General features: G+C 43.5%; 21 protein-coding genes. 1 reads left to right on the forward strand and 20 read right to left on the reverse strand.

Annotation, left to right across the window (positions count from 1 at the left end; genetic code table 11):
• Nucleotides 1–23: 23 nt before the first annotated feature.
• From der to BU200_RS04350, 17 genes are all read right to left on the reverse strand, one after another.
• A complete protein-coding gene (gene der, locus BU200_RS04265; RefSeq protein ID WP_075098991.1) occupies nt 24–1,334 on the reverse strand; it encodes a ribosome biogenesis GTPase Der in 1,311 nt (436 codons plus the stop codon).
• 13 nt (nt 1,335–1,347) lie between these two features.
• On the reverse strand, nt 1,348–2,061 hold the full coding sequence (locus tag BU200_RS04270; protein WP_075098992.1) for an NADPH-dependent oxidoreductase: 714 nt from the start codon (nt 2,059–2,061) through the stop codon (nt 1,348–1,350).
• Complete coding sequence (gene dnaI, locus BU200_RS04275) at nt 2,058–2,957, reverse strand: primosomal protein DnaI (RefSeq protein WP_075098993.1); 900 nt, start codon at nt 2,955–2,957, stop codon at nt 2,058–2,060. The genes BU200_RS04270 and dnaI overlap by 4 nt, the downstream gene beginning before the upstream one ends.
• A complete protein-coding gene (locus tag BU200_RS04280) occupies nt 2,958–4,106 on the reverse strand; it encodes a replication initiation and membrane attachment family protein (protein ID WP_075098994.1) in 1,149 nt (382 codons plus the stop codon).
• A gap of 8 nt (nt 4,107–4,114) precedes the next feature.
• Nucleotides 4,115–4,582: a transcriptional regulator NrdR gene (gene nrdR / locus BU200_RS04285; RefSeq protein ID WP_075098995.1), complete on the reverse strand. Its 468-nt coding sequence runs from the start codon at nt 4,580–4,582 to the stop codon at nt 4,115–4,117.
• Between the two features lie 386 nt (nt 4,583–4,968).
• Nucleotides 4,969–6,081 (reverse strand): AI-2E family transporter, encoded by a 1,113-nt coding sequence (locus BU200_RS04290; RefSeq protein ID WP_075098996.1) that lies wholly within the window; start codon nt 6,079–6,081, stop codon nt 4,969–4,971.
• Between the two features lie 349 nt (nt 6,082–6,430).
• Nucleotides 6,431–7,123: a response regulator transcription factor gene (locus tag BU200_RS04295; protein ID WP_075098997.1), complete on the reverse strand. Its 693-nt coding sequence runs from the start codon at nt 7,121–7,123 to the stop codon at nt 6,431–6,433.
• Between the two features lie 3 nt (nt 7,124–7,126).
• Nucleotides 7,127–8,551 (reverse strand): NADP-dependent phosphogluconate dehydrogenase, encoded by a 1,425-nt coding sequence (gene gndA / locus BU200_RS04300; protein WP_075098998.1) that lies wholly within the window; start codon nt 8,549–8,551, stop codon nt 7,127–7,129.
• A gap of 87 nt (nt 8,552–8,638) precedes the next feature.
• Entirely contained in the window at nt 8,639–9,175 is a 537-nt protein-coding gene (locus tag BU200_RS04305; RefSeq protein WP_075098999.1) for a YceD family protein, read from the reverse strand.
• 9 nt (nt 9,176–9,184) lie between these two features.
• Nucleotides 9,185–10,102 (reverse strand): thioredoxin-disulfide reductase, encoded by a 918-nt coding sequence (gene trxB, locus BU200_RS04310; protein WP_075099000.1) that lies wholly within the window; start codon nt 10,100–10,102, stop codon nt 9,185–9,187.
• Nucleotides 10,103–10,117: 15 nt separating this feature from the next.
• The gene (locus BU200_RS04315; RefSeq protein ID WP_075099001.1) at nt 10,118–10,342 is read right to left on the reverse strand and encodes a DUF4059 family protein; all 225 of its coding nucleotides are present in this window, start codon (nt 10,340–10,342) and stop codon (nt 10,118–10,120) included.
• A 1,111-nt stretch (nt 10,343–11,453) separates the two neighbouring features.
• Nucleotides 11,454–12,797 carry a DEAD/DEAH box helicase gene (locus BU200_RS04320; RefSeq protein ID WP_075099002.1) on the reverse strand — a complete coding sequence of 448 codons (1,344 nt, stop codon included), beginning with the start codon at nt 12,795–12,797 and terminating at the stop codon, nt 11,454–11,456.
• 231 nt (nt 12,798–13,028) lie between these two features.
• Complete coding sequence (gene mraY, locus BU200_RS04325; RefSeq protein ID WP_075099003.1) at nt 13,029–14,027, reverse strand: phospho-N-acetylmuramoyl-pentapeptide-transferase; 999 nt, start codon at nt 14,025–14,027, stop codon at nt 13,029–13,031.
• Nucleotide 14,028: 1 nt separating this feature from the next.
• Complete coding sequence (gene pbp2x / locus BU200_RS04330) at nt 14,029–16,287, reverse strand: penicillin-binding protein PBP2X (RefSeq protein ID WP_075099004.1); 2,259 nt, start codon at nt 16,285–16,287, stop codon at nt 14,029–14,031.
• The gene (gene ftsL, locus BU200_RS04335; protein WP_075099005.1) at nt 16,287–16,610 is read right to left on the reverse strand and encodes a cell division protein FtsL; all 324 of its coding nucleotides are present in this window, start codon (nt 16,608–16,610) and stop codon (nt 16,287–16,289) included. Before ftsL ends, pbp2x begins: the two co-directional genes overlap by 1 nt.
• Nucleotides 16,611–16,619: 9 nt before the next feature.
• Nucleotides 16,620–17,570, reverse strand: coding sequence for a 16S rRNA (cytosine(1402)-N(4))-methyltransferase RsmH (rsmH, locus tag BU200_RS04340; protein ID WP_075099006.1), 951 nt, complete (start codon nt 17,568–17,570; stop codon nt 16,620–16,622).
• 733 nt (nt 17,571–18,303) lie between these two features.
• Entirely contained in the window at nt 18,304–18,837 is a 534-nt protein-coding gene (locus BU200_RS04350) for a phospholipase A2 family protein (protein ID WP_075099008.1), read from the reverse strand.
• A 495-nt stretch (nt 18,838–19,332) separates the two neighbouring features.
• Between BU200_RS04350 and BU200_RS04355 the strand changes: the two genes are divergently transcribed.
• Complete coding sequence (locus BU200_RS04355; RefSeq protein ID WP_089503546.1) at nt 19,333–19,764, forward strand: NusG domain II-containing protein; 432 nt, start codon at nt 19,333–19,335, stop codon at nt 19,762–19,764.
• A gap of 498 nt (nt 19,765–20,262) precedes the next feature.
• Here BU200_RS04355 and BU200_RS04360 read toward each other — a convergent pair whose 3' ends face one another.
• The 3 genes from BU200_RS04360 to BU200_RS04370 form a co-directional block, all read right to left on the reverse strand.
• Nucleotides 20,263–21,219, reverse strand: a complete 957-nt coding sequence (locus BU200_RS04360) for a 1,4-dihydroxy-2-naphthoate polyprenyltransferase (RefSeq protein ID WP_075099010.1) — start codon at nt 21,217–21,219, stop codon at nt 20,263–20,265.
• Complete coding sequence (locus BU200_RS04365; protein WP_075099011.1) at nt 21,209–22,267, reverse strand: FAD:protein FMN transferase; 1,059 nt, start codon at nt 22,265–22,267, stop codon at nt 21,209–21,211. Before BU200_RS04365 ends, BU200_RS04360 begins: the two co-directional genes overlap by 11 nt.
• Before the next feature lie 84 nt (nt 22,268–22,351).
• Nucleotides 22,352–22,870, reverse strand: coding sequence for an FMN-binding protein (locus BU200_RS04370; protein ID WP_075099012.1), 519 nt, complete (start codon nt 22,868–22,870; stop codon nt 22,352–22,354).
• Nucleotides 22,871–23,030 lie beyond the last annotated feature (160 nt).

The raw sequence follows: 23,030 nt of genomic DNA on the forward strand, positions 1-23,030 counted from the left end.
CAGAATTTGATTTTTGACGAGTATTACTTCCGCTTACGAGCAATCAAGTGAATCGGCGTACCTTCAAAGACGAAGGCTTTGCGGATTTGATTTTCAAGGAAGCGCAGATAAGAGAAGTGCATGAGCTCTTCTTCATTCACAAAGATGACAAAGGTTGGTGGCTTGGTTGCCACTTGGGTCGCATAGAAAATTTTGAGGCGTTTGCCCTTGTCTGTCGGCGTCGGATTGATCGCAATCGCGTCCATGATTACATCATTCAAGACAGCAGACGGAATCCGGGTTTGCTGGCTTTCGCTAATCTGCTTGATCATGGCTGGTAGCTTATGTAGCCGTTGCTTGGTCAGAGCAGATACAAAGATAATCGGTGCGTAGGCGAGATACTGGAATTGGTCTCTGATGTCTGCTTCCCAGTTCTGCATGGTCTTATTGTCTTTTTCAAGGGTATCCCACTTGTTGACGACAATCACCATCCCTTTTCCTGCTTCGTGGGCAAATCCAGCAATCCGCTTGTCGTACTCACGAATCCCTTCTTCGGCATTCAAGACCATGAGCACCACATCTGAACGGTCAATGGCACGCATGGCACGCATGACGGAATATTTCTCGGTATTTTCATAGATTTTTCCAGACTTACGCATACCTGCGGTATCAATCATGGTAAATTCTTGCCCATCACTGTCAGTAAAGACTGTGTCAATCGCATCACGGGTTGTACCCGCAACAGGACTAGCAATCACGCGCTCCTCCCCCAAAATAGCGTTAATCAGGCTTGATTTTCCGACGTTGGGACGGCCGATTAAGCTGAACTTAATCATGTCTGGATTTTCTTCTTCACTGTCAGCCGGTAGATTTTCCACAATAGCATCAAGTACATCCCCTGTCCCAATCCCGTGAACAGAGGAAACCGGGTAAGGATCTCCTAAGCCCAAAGAATAAAAATCATAAATATCACTACGCATTTCAGGATTATCGACCTTGTTCACCACTAAAATGACTGGCTTGTTGGTCTTATAGAGGATTTTCGCCACATACTCATCAGCATCTGTCACTCCTTCCTTGCCCGATACAACAAAGACGATAACATCTGCTTCACTCATAGCAATCTCTGCCTGATGTTTGATCTGCTCCATAAAAGGGGCATCCACATCATCAATCCCCCCCGTATCAATGAGGCTAAAGTGACGGTTAAGCCATTCAGCTGTTGCATAGATGCGGTCACGGGTTACACCCTCTACATCTTCTACAATGGAAATACGCTCACCCGCAATCCGGTTAAATAAGGTTGATTTTCCAACGTTGGGGCGACCAACGATGGCAATAGTTGGTAGAGCCATTGCTCCTCCTTTTCTATAATAAGTGTTTTTCTCTCAAAAGTGTTTTTGTCTCTGGGTGTTCTACCTGACCAAATTGAGCAATCAGGCGTTCAGACCAGGTCTCTTTCTGTCTAGCTCCTGCATAGTCTGACTGGATACGGTCATAGGTACGAATCGCCTCCACATCTTGCTCTTGGTATTCTTCTTGAAAGACAACAAATTCCTGAGGCAGTCGGGGTTTGACTGGAAACTGTTGGGCAGGTCTTCCTAGTGCAATACAAAATACAGGATAGGTATAGTCTGGTAAGGCAAACAGGTCGGCAATCTCTCTGGCTGCATGGCGGATCATACCGATAAAAACACCGCCATAACCCAAACTTTCAGCTGCAAGCAAGACATTTTGCCCCGCTAGCGCTGCATCAACAGAAGAAATCAAGAGATTCTCTGTCCCCTTAGGATCAAAGTTTGCTTGGTGCAAGGCAGCAGCCTTGCTCGCCCGATTATGGTCACCGACAAAGAGCAGAATCGTATCTGCCTGTAAAACTGCAGGTTGAGGCGTCAAAACATGAAGCGCCTCTTTTTTCTCTTTTGAACGCACCACCACAATCGAGTAAGACTGAAAATTTTTCCAAGTCGAAGCCGCACGCCCTGCACTAATAATCGCCTCCAAGTCTTGATCGGAAATCGGCTCATCAGTAAATCTACGAACAGAACTGTGGGCTAGCATTAAATCAATTGTTTCATTCATCGACGATTCATTCCTCCTAATCGTAGTTCAGTGACTAAAAATCGAATACGTTCCATCACTCGCTTGGCCTGCCATGTCTCATCTCCTGAACGTCCCGCAGCAAAGTGCCGTTCCAAGTCCGCAAAGGAAAAATTCGAGGTAAAGAAGGTCGGCAGGTTTTCCTGCATCCGGTGTTGCAAGATGACCTGAAGGACATCATCCCGCACCCAGGAACTATGTTGTTCTGCGCCAATATCATCTAAGACCAAGACTTGTGCTGTCTTAATCGCATCAATCTTTTCCTTGACCAAGCCATCACCGATCGCATTTTTAATCTCAACGACAAAGGTTGGATAATGCAGCAGGGTGGTCGACATCTGGTGGGTCTTGGAAAGGAGATTGGCTAAAAATGCCATCAGATAGCTTTTTCCTACTCCAAAATTACCATAGAGATACAAGCCCTTGTTGTCCTGACCTACCTGTTTGACAAATTCAGTAATAGCCTTCATGACCTCTACACGGTTTTCGTCATTAAGATCCACATCTGCAATGGTGATATTTTTCAAATTAGCTGGAAGATTGATCAGCTGGATACGGTTTTTAATCGCTTCTGCCTTACGGTATTCAAGCAGTTCAGCAGTCTCCAAATAGGACACATCTGCGTAGCCCTCATTCATGATGAGCACAGGCTGATAACCGACCGCAATATAAGCCTCGTCTTGGTGGAGGAACTTCTTGCGCTCCGTCACATATTCAAAAAACTTGGAGATTGAACGGGTAATTTCTTCTTCTGTCAACTGGTGCTGATGGATAAAATCAGCCACTTCCTTATCCTGAATAATCTCCTGATAGAGTTCTTGATAAGACTTTCTTCCTGATGTAGCACCCTGTGGCACCCTGTCTTTCACAGCTTTCATCTATCCCTCTCCTTTCGTTTCCATAGCTTCTAGTTCACGATAGAGCGCCGCTAATTCAGCCTGACCTTTTGCCGTTTGCTCGGTCTTGACTTCCTGCTTGCTCCACTCAGGCACATTAGTCTTGGGCGCTTGGGCGCTCTGCTTCTTACGGCTTAGCCCTTTACTATCCCGCAAATGAGAGACTGCCTGCTCGGCACTTCGAATCTGCTTGTAAGAAAAATCATTCCCCAGCTTTAAGGCATAGGCTTCCTGCAAATTAGCCGAGTCGACCTTGTTAAAAGTATAAAGGACAAGCACATTGATGACCTCATCCAACAAGCCCAAGTCTACTAATTGCTGCAAGCACTTGCGTTCTGACATGGTGACAGCCGCCTTACGAGCTTCTTTTAAAATCGTTAAAAATTCAAGGGCAGTCTTGGACTTACTTTCAGCCACAATGGCCTGCTCCTGTTTGGTCAAGCTAGAGGCGACAGGTGTTACCTCCCCCTTTTGCTCCATGCGCTTGACTAAAATCACTTGAGCATGGGCTGTTTCTTTTGCAATCTTATAGGTCTGCATCCAGTCCCAGCCATTTTTTTCAGCCAGATGATAGAGGGCAATCACATCATCTGTCTCATTCTGAAATCGCAATTGATCGCGTGCCATCATGGTCTTAAAGGCCTGCAAATCAAAGTTCGGCGCAGGCTTAACCTCAAGCGGAAGCTCTCCGTCCATGGTGAAAACGTCTGAAAAATGCTTGGTCACTTCGGTATCTGATCCTGATTGTAGAGACGTCCATTCCTCCACTGCTGGCTCTCCAATTTTCTTGGTCAAGAGTTTTTGATAGAGAGGATTTGCCAAAAAGGCTTCCTTTGCTAAGGGTTCAATGAAGCGAAAAACGATCGTATCCCCCCTCTGGTAGATGGCCAGCAAGTCCATGGCTCCCAGTACATCTAGGGCTTTCTCCAAGCGATTGAGCCCCATATTGACATGATTTAAAATCCGGCTAAGGGCATACTTGCCCGTACCATGGTCATAGCTTGCCCACAAGAATTGATAGACCGCAGCCGCATCCTGTCCAATAATCGGTTGGTAACAGAGGATAAAGCTAAGCCAGTTAGGGCTTACGGCATTCTTTCGCATATAAGCATATAGATCATTTGGTTTCATCTGCTGTCCTATCTTCTTGTCTTGCTTCCCTTGGTGATCTGTTTGAGCAAGTTTTCAAGCTCACCCACATCTTTAAAGGAACGATAGACAGAGGCAAAGCGGACATAGGTAATCTCATCTAATTCGACCAACTCTTCCATGACGAGATTGCCAATCAAATCACTCTCAACCTCGCTATCGCTATGGGCACGAACCTTCTGCTCAATGCGGTTCACCACCTCTTCAATTTCACTACTAGATACTGGACGCTTTTGGGCAGAGCGAATAATCCCATTAAAAATTTTCTCACGGGAAAATTGCTCGCGGGTTCCATCCTTTTTCACAACAACTAAGGTTTTTTCTTCAACGCGTTCATAGGTGGTAAAACGGTGACCACAGCTCTCGCACTCTCTCCTACGGCGAATGGTATTTCCATCTTCTGCCTGACGGCTATCCACAACACTTGATTTTATACTGGTACATTTAGGGCAACGCATACTATCTCTCCCATTCTATCATGATTATACTTCATTGTATCATATTTCACAGGATAATAATACTAAACAAGATACGGGGACGTTAAGCGAGCAAAGCAAAAATAGGAGTTTTGACGAAGAACTTTTAGATGAGAGTTTGCTCCGCAAACTTCTATTTCCCGCCTCCAAAGGTATCCCATACCTTTGGAGCTAGGAAAAACTACACCTAAAGGTAGCCACACCCGTAGGTAACTACAGTTACAACGGTTGCGTCTCTTTTTTGCACAGCTCGTAGTCCGAATTCAGTTACGCAAGATGTGAGGACGTTAAGCGCACACAGTGAAAATAGGAAATCGTACGAAGAGTCTAAGGACTCGAGAACGATTTCCTATTTCCATACGAATTTTTCACGCCTTTATATCTTGTTTTTTCTTAAGCCGTGCATAGGTCCATTCTCTCACAAGGCGATAGATCACCGCAAAAATAGGGGTGAAGAAAACCATGCCTAGTAAGCCGAATAAATTTCCACCGATTAAGGCAGCAGCTAGGGTAAAGAGGGTTGGCAAACCAACCGATTGTCCCACCACACGAGGATAGATAACATTCCCTTCAATCAATTGGATTATCTGGAAGAGAACGATCGACCAGAGCGCCAACCAAGGATTCTGCACCGATACAAAGAGGGCACTGATAATACAGGCAGAAAAAGGACCAATATAAGGCACAAAAGAAAGCACTCCTGATAAAATTCCTGCCATTCCTGCATACGGAATCGAGAAGAGGGAATAGCTGACAAAGACTAAACCTCCAATGATGACCGCTTCTACAATCTGGCTCATCAAGAATCGATCATAGGTTTCAATAATCACCTGACCAATATAGGCAATAATCCGCACTACTTTCTCTGGAAAGGCTGCGTGAAGCAATTTGCCTGTCATATCCTGCAAGTGTTCCTTGCTCCCAAGGATACTCAAGGTAATAAAGAAAGCCATGATCAAGGTTAAAACATTTGAAAAAATCCCTGTCACATTATTCGCTAATCCGGCGAGGAAAGCTGCCGCAAATCCGGATAACTTAGACCAATCCGTAAATTGAGAGACATAGCTATTCAGGCGACTGCCCAATTTGCTGGACAAGAAGCCACTCTCCTGCAAGGTTCGAATGAGCTTGGGAATAGCTTGATTCGTAACCGATACTAACTCCGACACAGTTGAAACCAAGGTTGGTAGAATAATCACTACTACCCCTGTCACAATCAGAGCAAAGACGATTAGACCCCCGACAATAGCTAGGGACCGCTTGCTTTTTCGCAGAAACGATACCTTGGCAATCAAGTCCTCTAATTTCTTCATCGGAACATTCAAAATAAAGGCAAAAATCGCCCCGATAAACAAGGCATTCATGCTCGATAGCAAGACCCTTACCGAGCTGTAAATATCTGAATAGTTTAGCACCGCTAGTAAAACCAAGGCTGCAAAGCTAATCAACAGCAATTTCTCTTTAAATGAACTCTTCTTCAATGTTTCATCTCCTCCTCGTCCTAGTCTTTTCTATGATAGCATACTTTGGAGAAAAAGTCAGAAAATGGTTGTTGTGAATACATTGTTGTAAGAAATAAACTTTTGGAGCTGTTCAGTCGTCTGCTTTCCTCGTTTTTCCTAGCTGTTACAGGCAATGCCTGCTTTCCAAATATCGTCATTTCGTTTATATTTTTATTACTTGGTTACCTCGTCTTGCTGTACCTCAGTACTACTTGCGAACTGCATTTTCTTCATTTCCCACCTCAAACAGTCTTGGCACAGATTACAACGAAAAAGCGAGTTCCAACGAGACCGGAAAATCTCGATTGAACTCACTCCACTTTTTCTCTTATTCCTCCCGCATGGCATAGCCTACACCGCGGACGGTTTTAATATAGGATTCTTGACCTGGCAGGTCTAATTTTCCCCGCAGATAGCGAATATAGACATCAACGACATTGGTTTCAGCCGTAGCTTCATATTTCCAGACCCGATCCAAGAGCTGCTCTCTGCTCAAGGTTTCCTGACTATTCATCAAGGTCGCAAGGAGGTCATATTCCCGGCGGGTCAGGTTGATCAACTCTGAACCACGAGTGACCGTCCGATTTTGAAAATCAATTTTCAAGTCACGGTAGGCTGCCTGAAGTTTCACCTGCTTGCAATGTTCGTCAATATAATCGCGTCCCCTAAAGATAGAGGTTACCTGATCGACCAAGTCACTGATGATAAAGGGTTTGATAATATAGGAGACAGCATAGCGTTGAATATCCGTGCCATACTGTTTGGCGTCCTCACTATCTACTACCACAATCATGACCGTGCTCGGTTTGATTTTAATCAACTCTGCCGCCAAGTCAGAACTAGACATGTCCGACAGACAAAAACTCATGAGAATCAAATCAAAGTCTGTCTCATGGGCAAGCTGAAGCGCTTCTTTTCCCGTAGAAGTATAGTCGACCAAGTAGTCTTTTTTCTGCAACTCCATAGAGACAAAATGAGATAGGTTGCGCTCGCGGCCTGCAATTAAGATTTTTTTTACCATAGATTATTTTTCATCATACCATGAGTAATGGAAGATTCCTTCTTTGTCTTTGCGCTCATAGGTATGCGCTCCGAAGTAGTCACGTTGCGCCTGAATCAGGTTAGCTGGTAGGTTTTCAGCACGGTAGCTGTCAAAGTAGGTAATCGCTGCTGAGAATGTTGGAACAGGAACCCCTGCTTGTACCGCCAAGGTTACCACATCACGAACAGCTTGTTGGTATTTGGCTGTTACGTCAAGGAAGTATTCGTCCAAGAGGAGGTTTGCAAGATCCTCATCACGTCCGTAAGCATCCGTAATCTTTTGCAAGAAACGAGCACGGATGATACAGCCGGCACGCCAGATTTTTGCGATTTCACCAAATGGCAAGTTCCAGTTGTTTTCCTTAGATGCTACACGCAATTGAGCAAAGCCTTGGGCGTAAGACATGATTTTTGAGAAGTAAAGGGCTTGACGGATTTTCTCGATCAACTCCTTCTTATCTCCCTTATAGTTAAATGCTGCTGGTCTTGGCAAGATCTTGCTAGCATGTACACGCTCTTCTTTGTAGGTTGAGATATAGCGGGCAAATACAGACTCGGTAATCAAGGACAATGGTACACCCAAATCGAGTGAGGATTGGCTCGTCCATTTACCCGTTCCCTTGTTTCCAGCGGCATCAAGGATATAGTCAACGATCGGGCCTTCTTGACCTTCATCATCCTTACGCTTCAAGATGTCTGCTGTAATTTCAATCAAGTAGCTATCAAGCTCACCCTTATTCCATTCAGTAAAGATGTCTGCCATTTCATCCACAGAAAGACCGAGCAAGTGCTGCATCAGATCATAGCTTTCTGCGATCAACTGCATATCACCATATTCAATCCCATTGTGAACCATTTTCACGTAGTGGCCTGCACCGTCTGGTCCGATATAGGTCACACATGGCGCACCATCTTCAGGAGCTTTGGCAGAAATTTCTTCCAAAACATCTGCTACTAAGTCATAGGCTTCCTTTTGTCCCCCCGGCATAATAGACGGCCCCTCAAGCGCTCCTTTTTCTCCACCAGAAACCCCTGTACCGATAAAGTTGATCCCTGAATTTGCAAGTTCTTTCGAGCGACGGATGGTATCTTCATAGAAAGTATTTCCACCATCGATCAAGATGTCCCCTTTATCAAGGTGTGGCAATAAGGCTTGGATAGTCGCATCTGTACCGGGACCTGCCTGCACCATAAGCATGATCCGGCGTGGTGTTTCAATGGATTGTACAAAACTTTCTACATCATAGCTTGGAACTAATTTTTTACCCGGGTTGCTGGCAACAACATCTTCTGTCTTATCTGCTGAACGGTTGTAAATCGCAACAGTGTAGCCTCTTGATTCTACGTTAAGTGCAAGGTTGCGCCCCATAACGGCCATTCCCACAACACCAAAATTTGCTTTTGTCATGAATGTTCTACTCCTATTTCTTAATATCCTTTTCATTATACAATGAAATCGACCTATTGACAAGATGTTTCCAATTGTCTGTCAATGTCATTCTTCCTCAAAAAGTCCCTGTAATTGGGCAAAGGGGCTAGTTGCTTCCTTTTTCTCTTGGGCTGCTACCGCGTAATCCTCTTCTGTCATCACAGTCCAATTGTTACCTGATGGCAAGCCCTGTCCCGCTTCTTCCTCCGGTGTCAATACCTTGAGTGGAATCTGTAAGAGGATGTTATCTGCCACGCTTTCTGCCAGCACAATCACATCATCTTCAACGACGAGCACCAAATCTTCTTCCACCATATCCTGCCCTCTCAAAGCCTGCTCATCCGCCACGAAAATTTCATGTACTGGAAGAGATTCCGAAAGGACTACTGGTTCCATGGAACGGCTGGAAGCTAGAGTAATGTCATAGGTCATGTGATAGTTCAAGAGAAAGAATCCTACTTCAAAGCTGACCCGACCTACCACCTTAATGGGGGTAACTGCTAAGACATCAGCATTTCGCGCCTTCAACTCATCCGCAAGCTCCAGAGTTTCCTCAAAAGAAATACCGTCTGATTTTTTCTGTATATCTTGGATATGGAACATCTTTTCTCCTTAATTTACATGCTCTGTAACGTAATGGTAAACTTGCTGACCAGCAATCGCTCCGTCTCCAACAGCCGTTGTAATCTGGCGCAATTGTTTTTGGCGAATATCTCCAACTGCAAAGATCCCTGACTGGCTGGTGAGCATTTGTTCATCAGTCACAATCCACCCTTGCTCATCCGTAATCCCCAAATCTGCCACAACATCTGTCATTGGGTCAAGCCCTACGTAGATAAAGACACCACCAAAGGCGTGAGCTGTTACTTCTTCTGTCTTCACGTTTTTAATCAAGACTTCCTGCACCTTGATGTCATCGCCTTTAATTTCTTCAACCACGCTATCCCAGATGAATCGGATTTTCTCGTTGGCAAAGGCACGTTCTTGAATAACTTTTTGGGCACGTAATTCATCACGGCGGTGGACGATAGTCACCGTATTTGCAAACTGGGTCAGATAGAGGGCTTCTTCAACAGCAGAGTCGCCACCACCTACAACCAGCAAGTCTTGCCCACGGAAGAAAGCTCCGTCGCAGACCGCACAGTAAGATACACCACGGCTATTGTAAGTATCTTCTCCGGGCACTCCTAAGAGACGGTGTTGAGCTCCCATGGCAAGGACAAGAGTATGAGCTTCCAAGACCCCATCTTCTGTCACAACTCGTTTGATCTCATCTTCTGTCTCCACGCGAATCACCTGACCGTAGAGAAAGTCCACACCAAATTTTGCAAGCGGTGCAAACATGTTTTCTGCCAATTCTGGACCACTGATTTGGTCATAGCCGGGATAATTTTCAATCTCTGCGGTATTGTTCATTTGTCCGCCATAGATACCACGGTCTAAAAGCGCTACTTTTAGGTTGCTCCGTGCCGCATACAAGGCTGCAGTCATTCCTGCAGGACCAGCTCCAATAATAATCGTATCGTACATTTTTCTTCCTTCTTTCTACACTCTTAGCATGAGCAAGATGCCCACAATCCCAAAGGACAAAATGGGAATGGTCATCACATTGATAATTAACAAATCAAAGAGAACCTCTTGGCGCTCTTGAGTGGTCTTGTCTTTGTTTTTGATTAGGCGGATTAAAAACCAACCTAGGCTAACAAAAACCACTAAGACTGCCGCAATCAACAGGCTCTTCATATAAAGACCTAGTATTATTTGTAACATCTGTTTTCCTGTTTCCTATATTCATCACCTGTATTCATAGCGTACCACACTTTCATCCAAGAATCACTTTTACAGCACTCGCTGGCTTATCTAATGTTCTCGTAGCTGTGCCAGTTTTAACTGGTTACAGATAGGGTTCACTTTAGGGAGTGGCTGAAAACCTCCACTGGAGCTTTTCACTCGTCAAAACTCCTATTTTTGCTTTGCTCCCTTAACGCCCTCGTATCTTGGGGAACTGAACTCGAGCTAAGCCCTGTGTGAAAAAGAGACGTAGCTGTGCCAGTTTTAACTGGTTACAGATATGGCTCCCTTTAGGGATAAATCTTCCTAGCTTCAAAGGTATGGTATACCTTTGAAGGCGGGAAATAGAAGTTTGCGAAGCAAACTCTCTTTAATCTCTGCGTCAGATTTCCTAGTTTGCCGTAGCTGTTGCAGGCTATGCCTGCTTTACAGATACGGATACTCTTGAGTGCGCTTTGGGCTTTTAACGCTCTCGTATCTTGGGTAATTGAACACGAGCTAAGCCCTGTGTGAAAAAGAGACGTAGCTGTGCCAGTTTTAACTGGTTACAGTTAGGGTTCCAGTGGGCTGAAAACCTCAACTGGAGCTTTTCACTCGTTAAATTTTCTATTTTCGCTTTGAGTTTTTAACGGGCTTTGTATCTTAGAATTGAACTCGGGCTAAAAGCTCGGAAAATAGATAAACATTCCTAGAAGCTACGCTTCTTCGTCATGTTTCCTAATTTTCAGTCGGTTTTTAACGGCTTCACATCTTGTAATTGAACACGGGCTAAAAGCTCGGAAAAAAGATAAATACTCCTAGAAGCAGAGACTTCTTCGTCGTATTTCCTATTTTTCATTCGCTTTTTACGCCCTTTGTATCTTAGAATTGAACACGCCCTAAACTCTGTGCGAAAAAGACAAATTTTCCTAGAAACTAAAGTTTCTTCGTTAAATTTTCTATTTTCGCTTTGAGTTTTTAACGAGCTTTGTATCTTAGAATTGAACTCGGGCTACGAGCTGTGCAAAAAAGATAGTTTTTCCTAGAACCTATGGTTCTTCGTCAAAACTCCTATTTTTGCTTTGCTCCCTTAACGCCCTCGTATCTTAGTTTAAAACGTTTGGCGTTTGGCTTTGCGTTCTGCTCGTCCTTTGGCGCGGTTTTCAATGCGCTTGGTCTTTCGACGTTTTTCATCTACTGCCCACTGAATTTTCTTCTTATAGCCCGGCTTGATTTTTTTCTTTTTCTTCTTGACGAGGCCGATCATTTCAAGATCTAATTTCTCTTTAGATTTTTCCCGATTGACACGGCGGTCACGGTCATAGGTATCTTGAAATTCGCCGTCCTTAATCGTCTTAGGAACAAAGCGGATATTGAGTTTTTCAAGCTCGCGAATATCAGCATCATCACTCGGCTGATAGAGGGTAATGGCTGTGCCAGATAGCCCATTACGACCCGTCCGCCCAACACGGTGCACAAAGAAGGACAAGTCCTGCGGAATGGCATCATTGATGACGTGACTAACTCCTTCAATATCAATTCCCCGCGCTGCCAAGTCGGTTGCGACAATGTATTCAAATTCCAGATTCTTGACCTGATTCATCATCCGTTTGCGTTCTCGCGGTGGAATATCCCCGTGAATTTTTGCCACGCGCAAACCATTTGCGCTCAAGTAGCTATGCAATTCATCTGCCCGCGTCTTGGTATTAACGAAAATCATAGCCAAGTATGGCTGCATCAGCTTGGTAATCTCCAAGATAAGCCCATTCTTATCCCGTCCTTTAGTCGAAATCAACCAGTTATCAATCGTATCTGAAATCACCGTCTGCGTCTTAATTTGCTCGATGATCGGATTGGTCAAATATTTCTTTAAAAAGGGTTGTAATTTCTGCGGAATAGTTGCAGAAAAGACCATGAACTGCAAATTTTTAGGGAGACTGGAAGCGATCCGATCCACCGTCTCCAGAAAGCCCATGTCAAGCGTCATATCTGCCTCATCCACCACAAAGGTTGTCGCCTTATGAATGGCTAAATCCCCTGATTTAACCAGATCATAGATGCGGCCTGGCGTTCCAATAACAATGTGGGGCTGGTTGGCCTGCAATTTGTCAATCTGACGCTGCTTGTCCGTTCCTCCGACATAGTTTGCCACACGAATTTCCGTGTCCGAACAGTGGGCGATCTGACGCGCTGCTTGGTAAATCTGCGTTGCTAGCTCACGCGACGGTGCGGTAATCACGGCCTGCACCTGATCGACTGTTTCTTGCAGTTGCTGAAAAATGGGAATCAAAAAGGTGTGGGTCTTGCCAGAGCCTGTCTTTGATTCTCCGACCAAGTCACGCCCAGACAAGACGATTGGAATCAACCGTTCTTGAACTTCTGTCGCCCTAACAAAGCCCCTTTCCCGCAACGCTTCTTGAATATACGGTTTTAAGCTAAATTCTGTAAATTTCATAGTATCCTCTTTTTCTTCTTTCCTTATTATAACAAAAAAAACAGCATTTGACTGCTGTTTGATACTCGCCAGAGATTCGCTCTCCTAGTCCTTACTTCTCAGATCCATTTCTATCGGTCATGGAAATCGGGCTATAAACTGTCTAGCTACTCTAGCCTGCGCTCCTGATAGATGGGGTACCTTTCGGATAGAAAGAGCCACATTCAGAACATTGGGCTATAAAAGGCTTCCTTAGAAATATAAGATAAGGAGGACAAGCAAGCTCATGATGAGACCAACTCCCCATAAAAATAAGTCAACCTTCCATTCGCTCCATTTTTCGCCTCTTCCTGTCAAGCCCCCTAATTCCAAATGGTGATGAAATGGGGTCATACGGAAAATCCGTTTGCCCTCACCAAACTTCTTCTTAGTGTACTTGAAATAGCTGACTTGAAGCATGACAGACGAGGTTTCCACCACATAGACTAGACCGATAAAAAGCAGGGTCCACTCTTGATGCAAGGCGATCGAAATCGTTGCCAGCATGCCACCGAGTGCCAAACTGCCCACATCTCCCATGAAGAGTTTGGCAGGCTTATGATTGTAATAGAAGAATCCCAACAAGGCACCAATCATGGTCACGCAGACCAATAAAATATCCATTTTCCCCTCGACATAGGCAATAACTGCGTAGGCTGAAAGGCTGATAACTACTGAAATCGAAGCGAGACCATCAATCCCGTCTGTCAGATTGACTGCATTGGAAAATCCAACTAGCCAAAAGAGTACAAAGGCGACATAAAAGATACCTAGATGGATTGGATACCCTAAGACACTGAGCGTCCCGTCACCCGTTCCCTGCATGTGAACCAGATAAAAGACAAGACCACCTAGAATCTGCAAGGCTAATTTTTGCTTGGGGTTCAAGCCCTCATTGACCTTGCGGAAAATCTTTAGGAAATCATCCAAGAAACCAACGATTCCGTAAAGTAATAGTATAAAAAGAATCGCAAGCACTGATCCTGTCAGCCTATTTGAAATGACAGCAACTAGAATGGTCACGACAGTAGCCACCAGTAGAAAGACTGTCCCCCCCATGGTGGGTGTCCCTGCTTTAAACTGATGTTGGCGGACATCTTCATGGGTCTGTTGACCCTCGATACGTTTTGCTTGGTAAAATCTGATAAATCTTGGAATCAATAGAACCGTCGCCCCAAAGGCAAGCAGTCCTGCTATGATTACAGAATACATATTAATCTCCTAGGTTAATTCTTATTTTTTTCGTCTTTTCTAAGTCAGTGCCAATGGCAACATTCTGACCAACGACAATCGAACCCGAACCGCTATATTCAACCTCAATCCCTGTCCATTCAGAGAAAATAGCCACATTTTCTTTGGTCCATCCATACATATCAGGCACCGTTTTGAAACGGTTTGTCAATAGCAAAATCTGCTGATTGGCTGCAAGATTTGAGCCGATCTCGACAGAGACTTTCTTAATCTCTGGACCATTTCCCAAGATAATCGGTTGCACCAACCGCTGACGCAACCTCCCAGCCGTTACCCCTGGCGACTCACCGATAATATCCCCCAATGGATACTCGGTTTCTTTTGTAACAGCGGTCAGACTTGGGGCTGGTGTCGTTAGGTTGAGACTATCTTTCAACTGCATGGCCTCTTTGAGGGTAGGATTGATAATGTCTCTCCAATAGAGAACGCTCCAACTCTCTGGCTGTTGGACAGTCATATACATGATAAACTCTGGATCTTCAGCGGGAATCATGGCAACAACGGAGTTGATGGTGTCATTCGGCTCCTCCATATAACCCGTTCCATCTTCCTTACCAATCTGGGCAGTACCCGACTTCACCGCAATGTTGTAGCCTTCTACTTGAATAACTGCTCCGTCAGATGCGCGTAAGGTTCCAAAGTGCGGATCTGTTCCGACACCAATCATATATTGACGAGTGTCAGCTGCGGCTTTCTCTGATACAGGTTTTCCCACAACTTCTGGCTTTGATAGGCGGACTGAATCGGTATTTGAATCATAGAGAGCTGTGATAAACTTAGGCTCCAACATCACACCATTATTTGCCACAGCGCTAAATCCACGTAACATTTGAGTTTGAGTTGCTAGAATCCCTTGCCCAAAGGAGGTCATGGCAACAGACACAACATTATCCTCTGGTAGAATCCCCGACTCTTCCCCTTCCATTCCAAAACGAGTTGGGAAACCAAAGCGGAATCTCTCAAGGTAATTTAACCAGCGCTCATCGCCCATCTTTTGTTCTAAAATGGTCATACCGACGTTACTGGAAAGCGCAAAACCTTGTGCATAGGTTAATGTCATGGGAGCAAATATATCCCCTGCATTGACATCCCAGTCCCGAATGACTGCATCAGCAATCTGGATTTCAGAACGGTTGTAATAGTCATTGGGCGCAAAACTATCATTGTCGATAGCAGTGGCAACCGTCATAACCTTCATGGTAGAGCCCGGCTCAAAGTTTTCCTGGTAGAGGAGCGAGCGTTGCAAGATGTCCTTGTCGTCTACTCCCTCTTTGGTATCTGGATTGTAGGTCGGCCGTTGCGTCGTTGCTAGAATCTCACCTGTCTTGGCAGAAACGAGTGTCGCGTTGACATATTTTCCCTTAGTCTTGCCAAAGAAGACGTCCATATTGGTCTCCAGAGAGCGCTGAAGATCAGCCGAAAGCGTTGTGTAAATATCCTGCCCATCTATTCTGGCTTCTTTGACATTTTCTGTCCCGGGAACAATACGACCCCAGCTATCCTTTTCATAGACAATTCTCCCGTCTTGACCAGCCAAGATACTATTGAGGGCATACTCCATCCCTCGCTGACCTTCCAAATGATAGCCGCCATCATCCTTATCTTCGACTAGGTTGGCAAGACCGATAAAACTGGATGCAAAATTCCCATTTGGATAGAGGCGTCCCGGGTTGGTATTAAAGGCAATCCCTTTTATACCTGTGGCTTCCATTTCCTCTTGAATCGCCGTCATGGTGCTATAAGAAATATTCTTGCCCAAGGTTCCAAAATAAACCTGCTTGAGCTTGGGCTGATTCAACTGCTTCAGAACATAATCTGTCTCAAGCCCTAGATGCTTGTTTAAGATCGCTGCGACCTGATTAAATTGACGCGGTTCGACATACAGAATCTCTTTTAGAGCTGATACATATTCCTTATCAATAATGACATAGATTGTATAGGTCGTTGAATCTTTGGCAATCGGTAAACCAGTTCGATCGTAAATCGTTCCCCGCTTAGCCTGCACGGTCACTTCTGTCTGATGGACTTTTCTTGCCCCCTCTGACAGATCAACACCGAATTTTTTATCCGTTCCGATAATAATGGCAAAATTGATGAGGAAAATGAAAAAGATGAAAACCGTCAGTAGAATGAGACTTTGTCCCACTCTCCGACGATTTTGTGACGGAATATAGCGTTTTTTTAACACATACCGTAATAATTGTTGTTTGCGTTTTGACATTATTCTGCTACTCCAACATTATCATTCTTATAGGTCAGACCAGCCTTGTCTGCTATCTCCAATAAGCGTGCATTCCGAATCAACTCATTGACAGCCTGCTCGGCATCATCAATCTCCACTTGCTTACTGTTGATTTCTTGATTGACATGGGCCATTTCCGCCTGAACTTGTAGCAAGCGAGTCTGCATAAAGACAATCCCAACTGCCAAGGTCAAACCCGACAAGACGATACTGCCATAAAAGGCTTTCTCCACTCGAGAAAATGTCTTGATTTTTTCACTAATGACACGCATGGTTGCGTCTTTTCGTTGATCTTGTAACATATTCTTCACCTATTTGTGTATCTTTTTCGCCACACGTAATTTGGCAGAATGAGCACGATTATTGGCAGCTAATTCAGCTTCACTCGGTAAAATTGGCTTGCGATTGACCAGTGCCATTTTGGCCTTTAAATCATCCGGAATAAAGGGGAGCCCCTTGGGTACATCCACCGTTGAAGCTTCTTTAAACAATTGTTTGGTCAATCTATCCTCCAAGGAATGGAAGGTGATAACTGAAATACGACCATCTTCTGCCAGCATATCTATCGCCTGCTGAATAGACGCATCTGCCGCTCCTAACTCGTCATTGACCTCGATGCGAATGGCTTGGAAAATCTGCTTGGCTGGATGCCCTTTTTTCTTCAATTCCTTAGCAGGCTTGGCTGATTTGATCAAGTCTGCAAGCTCTGTTGTCGTTTCAATTGGCTTTTCAGCCCTCGCTTGCTCAATTTTTCGTGCGATTTGCTTGGAAAATTTATCTTCTCCATATTTAAAGAAAATGCGCACCAAATCGTGGTAGTCATAGTGATTGACCACCTCATAAGCCGTTAGGGAGGCTGTGCGATCCATCCGCATATCCAGTGGCGCGTCCTTTTTATATGAAAATCCGCGTTCGCGCTCATCTAGCTGGGGGCTGGATACACCTAAATCATAACAAATGCCATCAATTTCCTCCACTCCTTGCTCTTTCAAGCGAGCCTTTAGGTGACGGAAATTATCCTTGATAAAGGTCACCATTCCTTTTTCAATATAGGGAACCAAGCGTTTTTGGGCATTCAAAATCGCCGCTTCATCCTGATCAAAGGCATAGAGATGCCCAGCTTCATTCAATTGACTTAATAAATACTCACTGTGACCTGCACCACCCAAGGTTGCATCCACATAGATGCCATCAGGCTTCACCGCTAACATATCCACGGTTTCATGCAATAAAACGGTCGTATGGTTAAATTCCTTCATCATATCCTTACTATTGTACCATATTTCATCCTAAAAAGAGATAATCAAGATGTGAAGCCGTTAAAAACCGACAGAAAAATAGGAAATACGACGCAGAAGTATTTGCTTCTAGGAGTATTTATCTTTTTTCCGAGGTTTTAGGCTGAACTCAATTACATCAAGATACAAAGCCCGTTAAAAACTCAAAGCGCACTCAAGAGTATCCATATCCGTAAGTGGACATAGTCTACAACGGCTATGGCAAACTAGGAAATCTGACGCAGAGGATCGAGAGAGTTTGCACCGCAAACTTCTATTTCCTGCCTCCAAAGGTATACTATACCTTTGGAGCTAGGAAGATTTTTCCCTAAAGGTAGCCATACCTGTAATCAGCTGAAGCTGAAACAGTTATATCTCTTTTTCGCACAAAGTTTAGGGCATGTTCAATTCCAAAATACGAGAGCCTAAAGAACACAAAAGCACCCTCTAAAAGGGTGCAAATGTATCAGTATTATCAACTCTATTAGAGCTAGTAGAAAACTATTATTTCAAAAAGGGCTTTCTCGTCATCAAGAATTATAACCCCAAATCAATACATTCCAAAGAATCCAAAGAAGAACAGTAGCAGAAAGTAACAACACTACTTTCCAAAACAAGTGGAGACGAATATTTCGAATCTTCCATAATAAAACACCACTCATCAATAGTACTACACAAAATACTAACAATATAAATATTTTAAACTTTATAAATTCGTTCATGAGAATAACTTATATGCTCCAATCGCAACGATACTTTTTCGAGTAAAACCAGGTGTTACTTGGATAATTGGAAGTAGTCTTCTTCGGAACTCTCTATTACATTCGTCATTATTATTAAAGAACCCTTTAAAACACATATCATGCATCATACACGCTGCATCTAAATCATCAATCGGAGGTACATTCCACCCTTTATTTCCTTTTCCACAATAATTTCCATAGACACCAATATACGCAGAACGAAAAACATTTCTTGCAGTATTCTCTACTCCATCTCGTTTTATCTGGTCATGTAATTCATTAATTGTCATTCCAACTTCAATCGCCTCAGAGCTTACTTTTTGATGATATGCCTCATCTATATTGATATAGATAAAACCATCTTCATCAATTTCAGTTACCTTATCAAGCTCATTGTACATATTTTGAATTTCTATAGGTAATTGAGAGTCTATTTCATCAGCAAAAACAAGTGAAGATGAAAAAATCCCCGTAACTAAAACAATCAATGCTAACAATATTTTTTTCATATCGACTTCCTCCTCTAAAAAAGAAATCATGAATATTTTGAATGAAAATAACTTGATTTCCCTAAATCCTCCTTTCTAACAAATTATTTTACATTGATCACTACAGCTTTACTATAATATTTTTTAAACTAAAAATCAAGTCTATTTTTTTAAAAATATTTATGTTATAATAAAAGAGTTAGAGTTTTTCTGACTTTATAATTATTCAACACATAAAAATATGTTTATACATACAACGTGTCTTAATGTCCTACACTTATTCTTTCGTCTTTATTAAAAAGTTAACTATTCTTTTCTAGTATCTAGCTATACCCTAGGAAAGTAGTTGCTCCCTTTACATAATATAGTCAGGTGACATTTATTTAGAGAATGCCTTTAAAGTAATAGCCGAATAGCTGTACGCCTCCTAGTGTTCATCAATCACTTTTGACACTCTCTTGTCTTTACAAAGCTCTGAATTTCCTTTACAATATGATTATTCTTGCTAGAATGAGGATTGGAATGAAACACATTTTACGTCAGTTAAGACCTTTTGATTTTATCCTAATCGGGATCACCCTGCTCCTGTCCTTTGTGCCAGCCATTGTCACCTATGCGGGCAGTCAAGGACAGGCTGCCGAACCCTATCTGATTGCTTCAATTCGAATCAACGGCGAAATTGTCGAAGAATTTAAACTCTCAAAAAGCACTCCCCACAAGGAAGTGACCTACTATCCCAATCCTGGTCAGTACAACATCATCGAAGTTGATGGTGAGCGTATCCGAGACAAGGAGGACAATAGCCCCGACCAGATTGCGGTTAATACCGGCTGGATTAGCAAATCAGGCGAGATTGCAGTCTGCCTGCCCCACAATCTCATCATCGAAATCCGAACACCTGAAGACCAAGAAAGTGATGAGGAAGAAGAACTGATTTTACCTATTTAAAAGGAGGCTGGAACCCAGCCTCCTTTTAATCATTCTTATACGAAATCGTAAGAGAATCTTGCCGTCTGAAATAATTATAGTCATTTAGTTTATATTTTTATTACTTCGTTAACTCGTCTTGTATCATTGAACTATTGAGAAAAGTTACACTTTTCTTATCTATCACTTGTCTAGTTATCAACTAGACAACTACCTGCGACTTTTAACGAAAACTCCGTTTTCTTCATTTCCCACCTCAAACAGTCTCTCCCCAGACTGTTTTGACGAAAACGTCGTTTTCTTTATTTCCCACCTCAAACAGTCTCTCCCCAGACTGTTTTGACGAAAACGTCGTTTTCTTTATTTCCCACCTCAAACAGTCTCTCCCCAGACTGTTTGAGCTAGTACTAAAAATAAACTAAACGGCTATACAAACACGAATCGACAATCGTTTTATATGCCCTCCTATTTTTAAGTATGGAAGCGGGATCTCGAAGTCCCACTTCCCTACTCTTTTTGCTAGACAAGGCACGCCACAACCAGTATCAGAAGATACATGATTGAAAAGAGAATGAAACTTTTCACAGATTCCACAAATGTCTCACGCTTGACCTGCTTTTCCAAAAATCGTCCCAGACTTTTATAGGACAATCCTGCTACGCCATAGCCCAACCAAGCCCAAAATGGCAAGAAGCCCAAGAGAGGATAGACCAGCCACAAGAGCCAAGGTAAGATGGCCAAACAGGTATAGAGCAAAAGCCCCTTTTGGCGTCCAATATGAAAGACTAGCGTATGACGGTGATTGCGAATATCTTCTTCCAAGTCACATAGGTTATTTGCCAGCATAATATTAGCAATCAAGCAAATCAAGGGCAGGCTCATCAGACCAATCTCAATCCATTTTCCCCAAGCTAGCTGTAATTGAAACCATTCACCGACAAATTGACTAGACAACAACTGGTGAGGTGCTTGGACAAAAACACCGAGGAAAAAGATACCTAGTCCCATTGTGACCCCCGAAAAAATCTCCCCCAGGGGCATCCGCGATAAGGGGAGGGGACCAAACGTATAACAGATCCCTATCAGGAAACAAACGCCTCCCAGCAATAATAACATCAAGTCTGTCCGCCAGACCAAGATGAGCGAAACCGCTATCGAAAAGAACAAGAGGGCAAAGATGATCTGCACCATTTGCCGAAAATCAAGCTGATGACGGCCGATGACATTATGCTCTGAACGATAGATCTGGTCTTTTGCCTTAACATAGTCCATAGTATTGTTGATCGCTGTCGTACACATATCAAATGCCAAGACCGCCAAAACAAAGAGTAGGGTATTAAGCCCATTAAAGGCACCGTAGCGGTAAATTGCCCAGACAATCCCAAGCAACATTGGAAAGATACTCGCAACCTTGGTCCGTAATTCGATAAATTCTAAAAAGATGGGGAGAGTCATTTTCCCCTTTTTATTCGTCATTAACAAGATGATACTCCTTATTGCTCAATTCAAAACGATCCTTTAATCCCTTACTTAAGTGAACGCCGCGCTCCTTATCAACAAAGACTGCTTCTACATCCTCTAGCTGGTCGATAAATGCCCTGCCCTTATCAATCCCCAAGAGGAAGAGGGTTGTCGAGAGAGCGTCCCCTTGGGTAGAGGTTTTGGTAAAGACTGTCACACCCGAGATATTGTTCTCAACGGGGTAGCCCGTTGCGGGATCTAAGATATGATGGTAGATGACACCATCCACTTCAAAATAGCGCTCATAAATCCCTGAAGTAACGACCGATCCGTCCTTTACATAGACTGAACCAACCACCGTTCCCCTTATCTCATCAGGATCTTGGACACCGACTTTCCACCCCTCCTTGTGGGCAGGTGAACTTCCCATCACAACAACATTGCCACCTAGGTTGATAATCGCTGTCGTAATCCCCTTACTTTCAAATAAAGCCTTCACGCCATCAGCGATATAGCCTTTTGAAATAGCACCCAGCTCCAAGATCATCCCTGCTTTTACAGCAACAGTCTGACCTTTCTTGTCTAACTTCACATCCTTGTAATTGATGTGGGGAAGAGCTGTCTGGATTTCTTGGTCGCTCGGTTTTCGGGCATCTTCTGAACCAATCTTCCAGAGATTATTGATGGCTCCAATTGAAACATCAAAACGTCCATCACTTTTCTCGCCCATTTCCAAGGCCTGCTCAATCAATTCAAAAGTACGGGGATCAACCTTGACCGCTTCCTTGCCTGCCGCATGGTTGATCCTATAAATATCAGAGCCTTCCAAATTCGTTGATAAGAGCCGCTCCATTTCCTTAATATAGGCGAGCCCCTCTTCCATGACGTCTTCCTGATCCTTGTGATAAATGCTAATCTGCACAACTGTATGAAGCAAAGTCTCTGTACGGGTCAGGGGCTTTTCTTCCACAGGCAAACCCTCCTTGGCTCCTTGTCCCGACTGGCAAGCTCCTAGTAAAAAAACGCAGATGAGCAAGGGAATGGTGAACCACTTCCATTTCATATCTCGTCCTCCTTTGATACTCTGCTAAACATCCACTAGAAAAGAGGCTTTACGTAGCCTCTATTTCTTTTGCTCTATGCTCGATTATTTATCAATTGTCACTTTTGCAGTGTCGCCTTTTGCTGCAGCCGCAAGGAGTGCCTCTGTACTCTTCTTGAAGTCTTCTGATGTATGAGTTGCACCAGAAACAACTTCAACAGCTGCTACATCTTGTTTTTCAACCAATTCTGCATTTAATTTTTCAATTGCTTCTTTAGCAGAAACACCTGCCTTGTCGCTCATCATTTTGTTGTATTCTTCATTTTCAGACTTCATTTTACCATCTTTGTCTTCGTAGTCAAACTTAGACTCAGTGATTTTTCCATCTTTTACAGTAATCGTATGAACGATCTTGTATCCACGATCATCTGGCGCAGATTCTGCTGCATAGCTACCATCTTTCAATTCAACCATCGCTTTTGATTCTGCTGCTGAAGAAGACATTGTTGTTTCAGCTGAAGACGCTGCAGTATCTTTCTTTTCTTCTTTTGCACCACACGCTACCAAGGCAAAGGTAGCTGCTAAAACTGCAACACTTTTCAATACGACTTTTGTTGTTTTCATGTACTAAAACTCCTTTTTCCTACTCCAGTCTCTTAAAACTGAAGCGTTTTCTTACTCTACAATCTTATACCTTTTCGACAAAAATGTCCAATGTTTAATGCAAAATTGACCACAAAATCCTTCTGTTATGTTCAGAAGTTGTAGCCACAGTTACTCCAGA

The organism is Streptococcus acidominimus (assembly GCF_001921825.1).
GTDB classification, from domain to species: domain Bacteria; phylum Bacillota; class Bacilli; order Lactobacillales; family Streptococcaceae; genus Streptococcus; species Streptococcus acidominimus.

Bases quoted from the DNA above. Each gene is read 5' to 3' on its own strand.
- der (WP_075098991.1), bottom strand. From the start codon at position 1,334: ATGGCTCTACCAACTATTGCCATCGTTGGTCGCCCCAACGTTGGAAAA.
- BU200_RS04270 (WP_075098992.1), bottom strand. From the start codon at position 2,061: ATGAATGAAACAATTGATTTAATGCTAGCCCACAGTTCTGTTCGTAGA.
- dnaI (WP_075098993.1), bottom strand. From the start codon at position 2,957: ATGAAAGCTGTGAAAGACAGGGTGCCACAGGGTGCTACATCAGGAAGA.
- BU200_RS04280 (WP_075098994.1), bottom strand. From the start codon at position 4,106: ATGAAACCAAATGATCTATATGCTTATATGCGAAAGAATGCCGTAAGC.
- nrdR (WP_075098995.1), bottom strand. From the start codon at position 4,582: ATGCGTTGCCCTAAATGTACCAGTATAAAATCAAGTGTTGTGGATAGC.
- BU200_RS04295 (WP_075098997.1), bottom strand. From the start codon at position 7,123: ATGGTAAAAAAAATCTTAATTGCAGGCCGCGAGCGCAACCTATCTCAT.
- gndA (WP_075098998.1), bottom strand. From the start codon at position 8,551: ATGACAAAAGCAAATTTTGGTGTTGTGGGAATGGCCGTTATGGGGCGC.
- BU200_RS04305 (WP_075098999.1), bottom strand. From the start codon at position 9,175: ATGTTCCATATCCAAGATATACAGAAAAAATCAGACGGTATTTCTTTT.
- trxB (WP_075099000.1), bottom strand. From the start codon at position 10,102: ATGTACGATACGATTATTATTGGAGCTGGTCCTGCAGGAATGACTGCA.
- BU200_RS04315 (WP_075099001.1), bottom strand. From the start codon at position 10,342: ATGTTACAAATAATACTAGGTCTTTATATGAAGAGCCTGTTGATTGCG.
- BU200_RS04320 (WP_075099002.1), bottom strand. From the start codon at position 12,797: ATGAAATTTACAGAATTTAGCTTAAAACCGTATATTCAAGAAGCGTTG.
- mraY (WP_075099003.1), bottom strand. From the start codon at position 14,027: ATGTATTCTGTAATCATAGCAGGACTGCTTGCCTTTGGGGCGACGGTT.
- pbp2x (WP_075099004.1), bottom strand. From the start codon at position 16,287: ATGTCAAAACGCAAACAACAATTATTACGGTATGTGTTAAAAAAACGC.
- ftsL (WP_075099005.1), bottom strand. From the start codon at position 16,610: ATGTTACAAGATCAACGAAAAGACGCAACCATGCGTGTCATTAGTGAA.
- rsmH (WP_075099006.1), bottom strand. From the start codon at position 17,570: ATGATGAAGGAATTTAACCATACGACCGTTTTATTGCATGAAACCGTG.
- BU200_RS04350 (WP_075099008.1), bottom strand. From the start codon at position 18,837: ATGAAAAAAATATTGTTAGCATTGATTGTTTTAGTTACGGGGATTTTT.
- BU200_RS04360 (WP_075099010.1), bottom strand. From the start codon at position 21,219: ATGACGAATAAAAAGGGGAAAATGACTCTCCCCATCTTTTTAGAATTT.
- BU200_RS04365 (WP_075099011.1), bottom strand. From the start codon at position 22,267: ATGAAATGGAAGTGGTTCACCATTCCCTTGCTCATCTGCGTTTTTTTA.
- BU200_RS04370 (WP_075099012.1), bottom strand. From the start codon at position 22,870: ATGAAAACAACAAAAGTCGTATTGAAAAGTGTTGCAGTTTTAGCAGCT.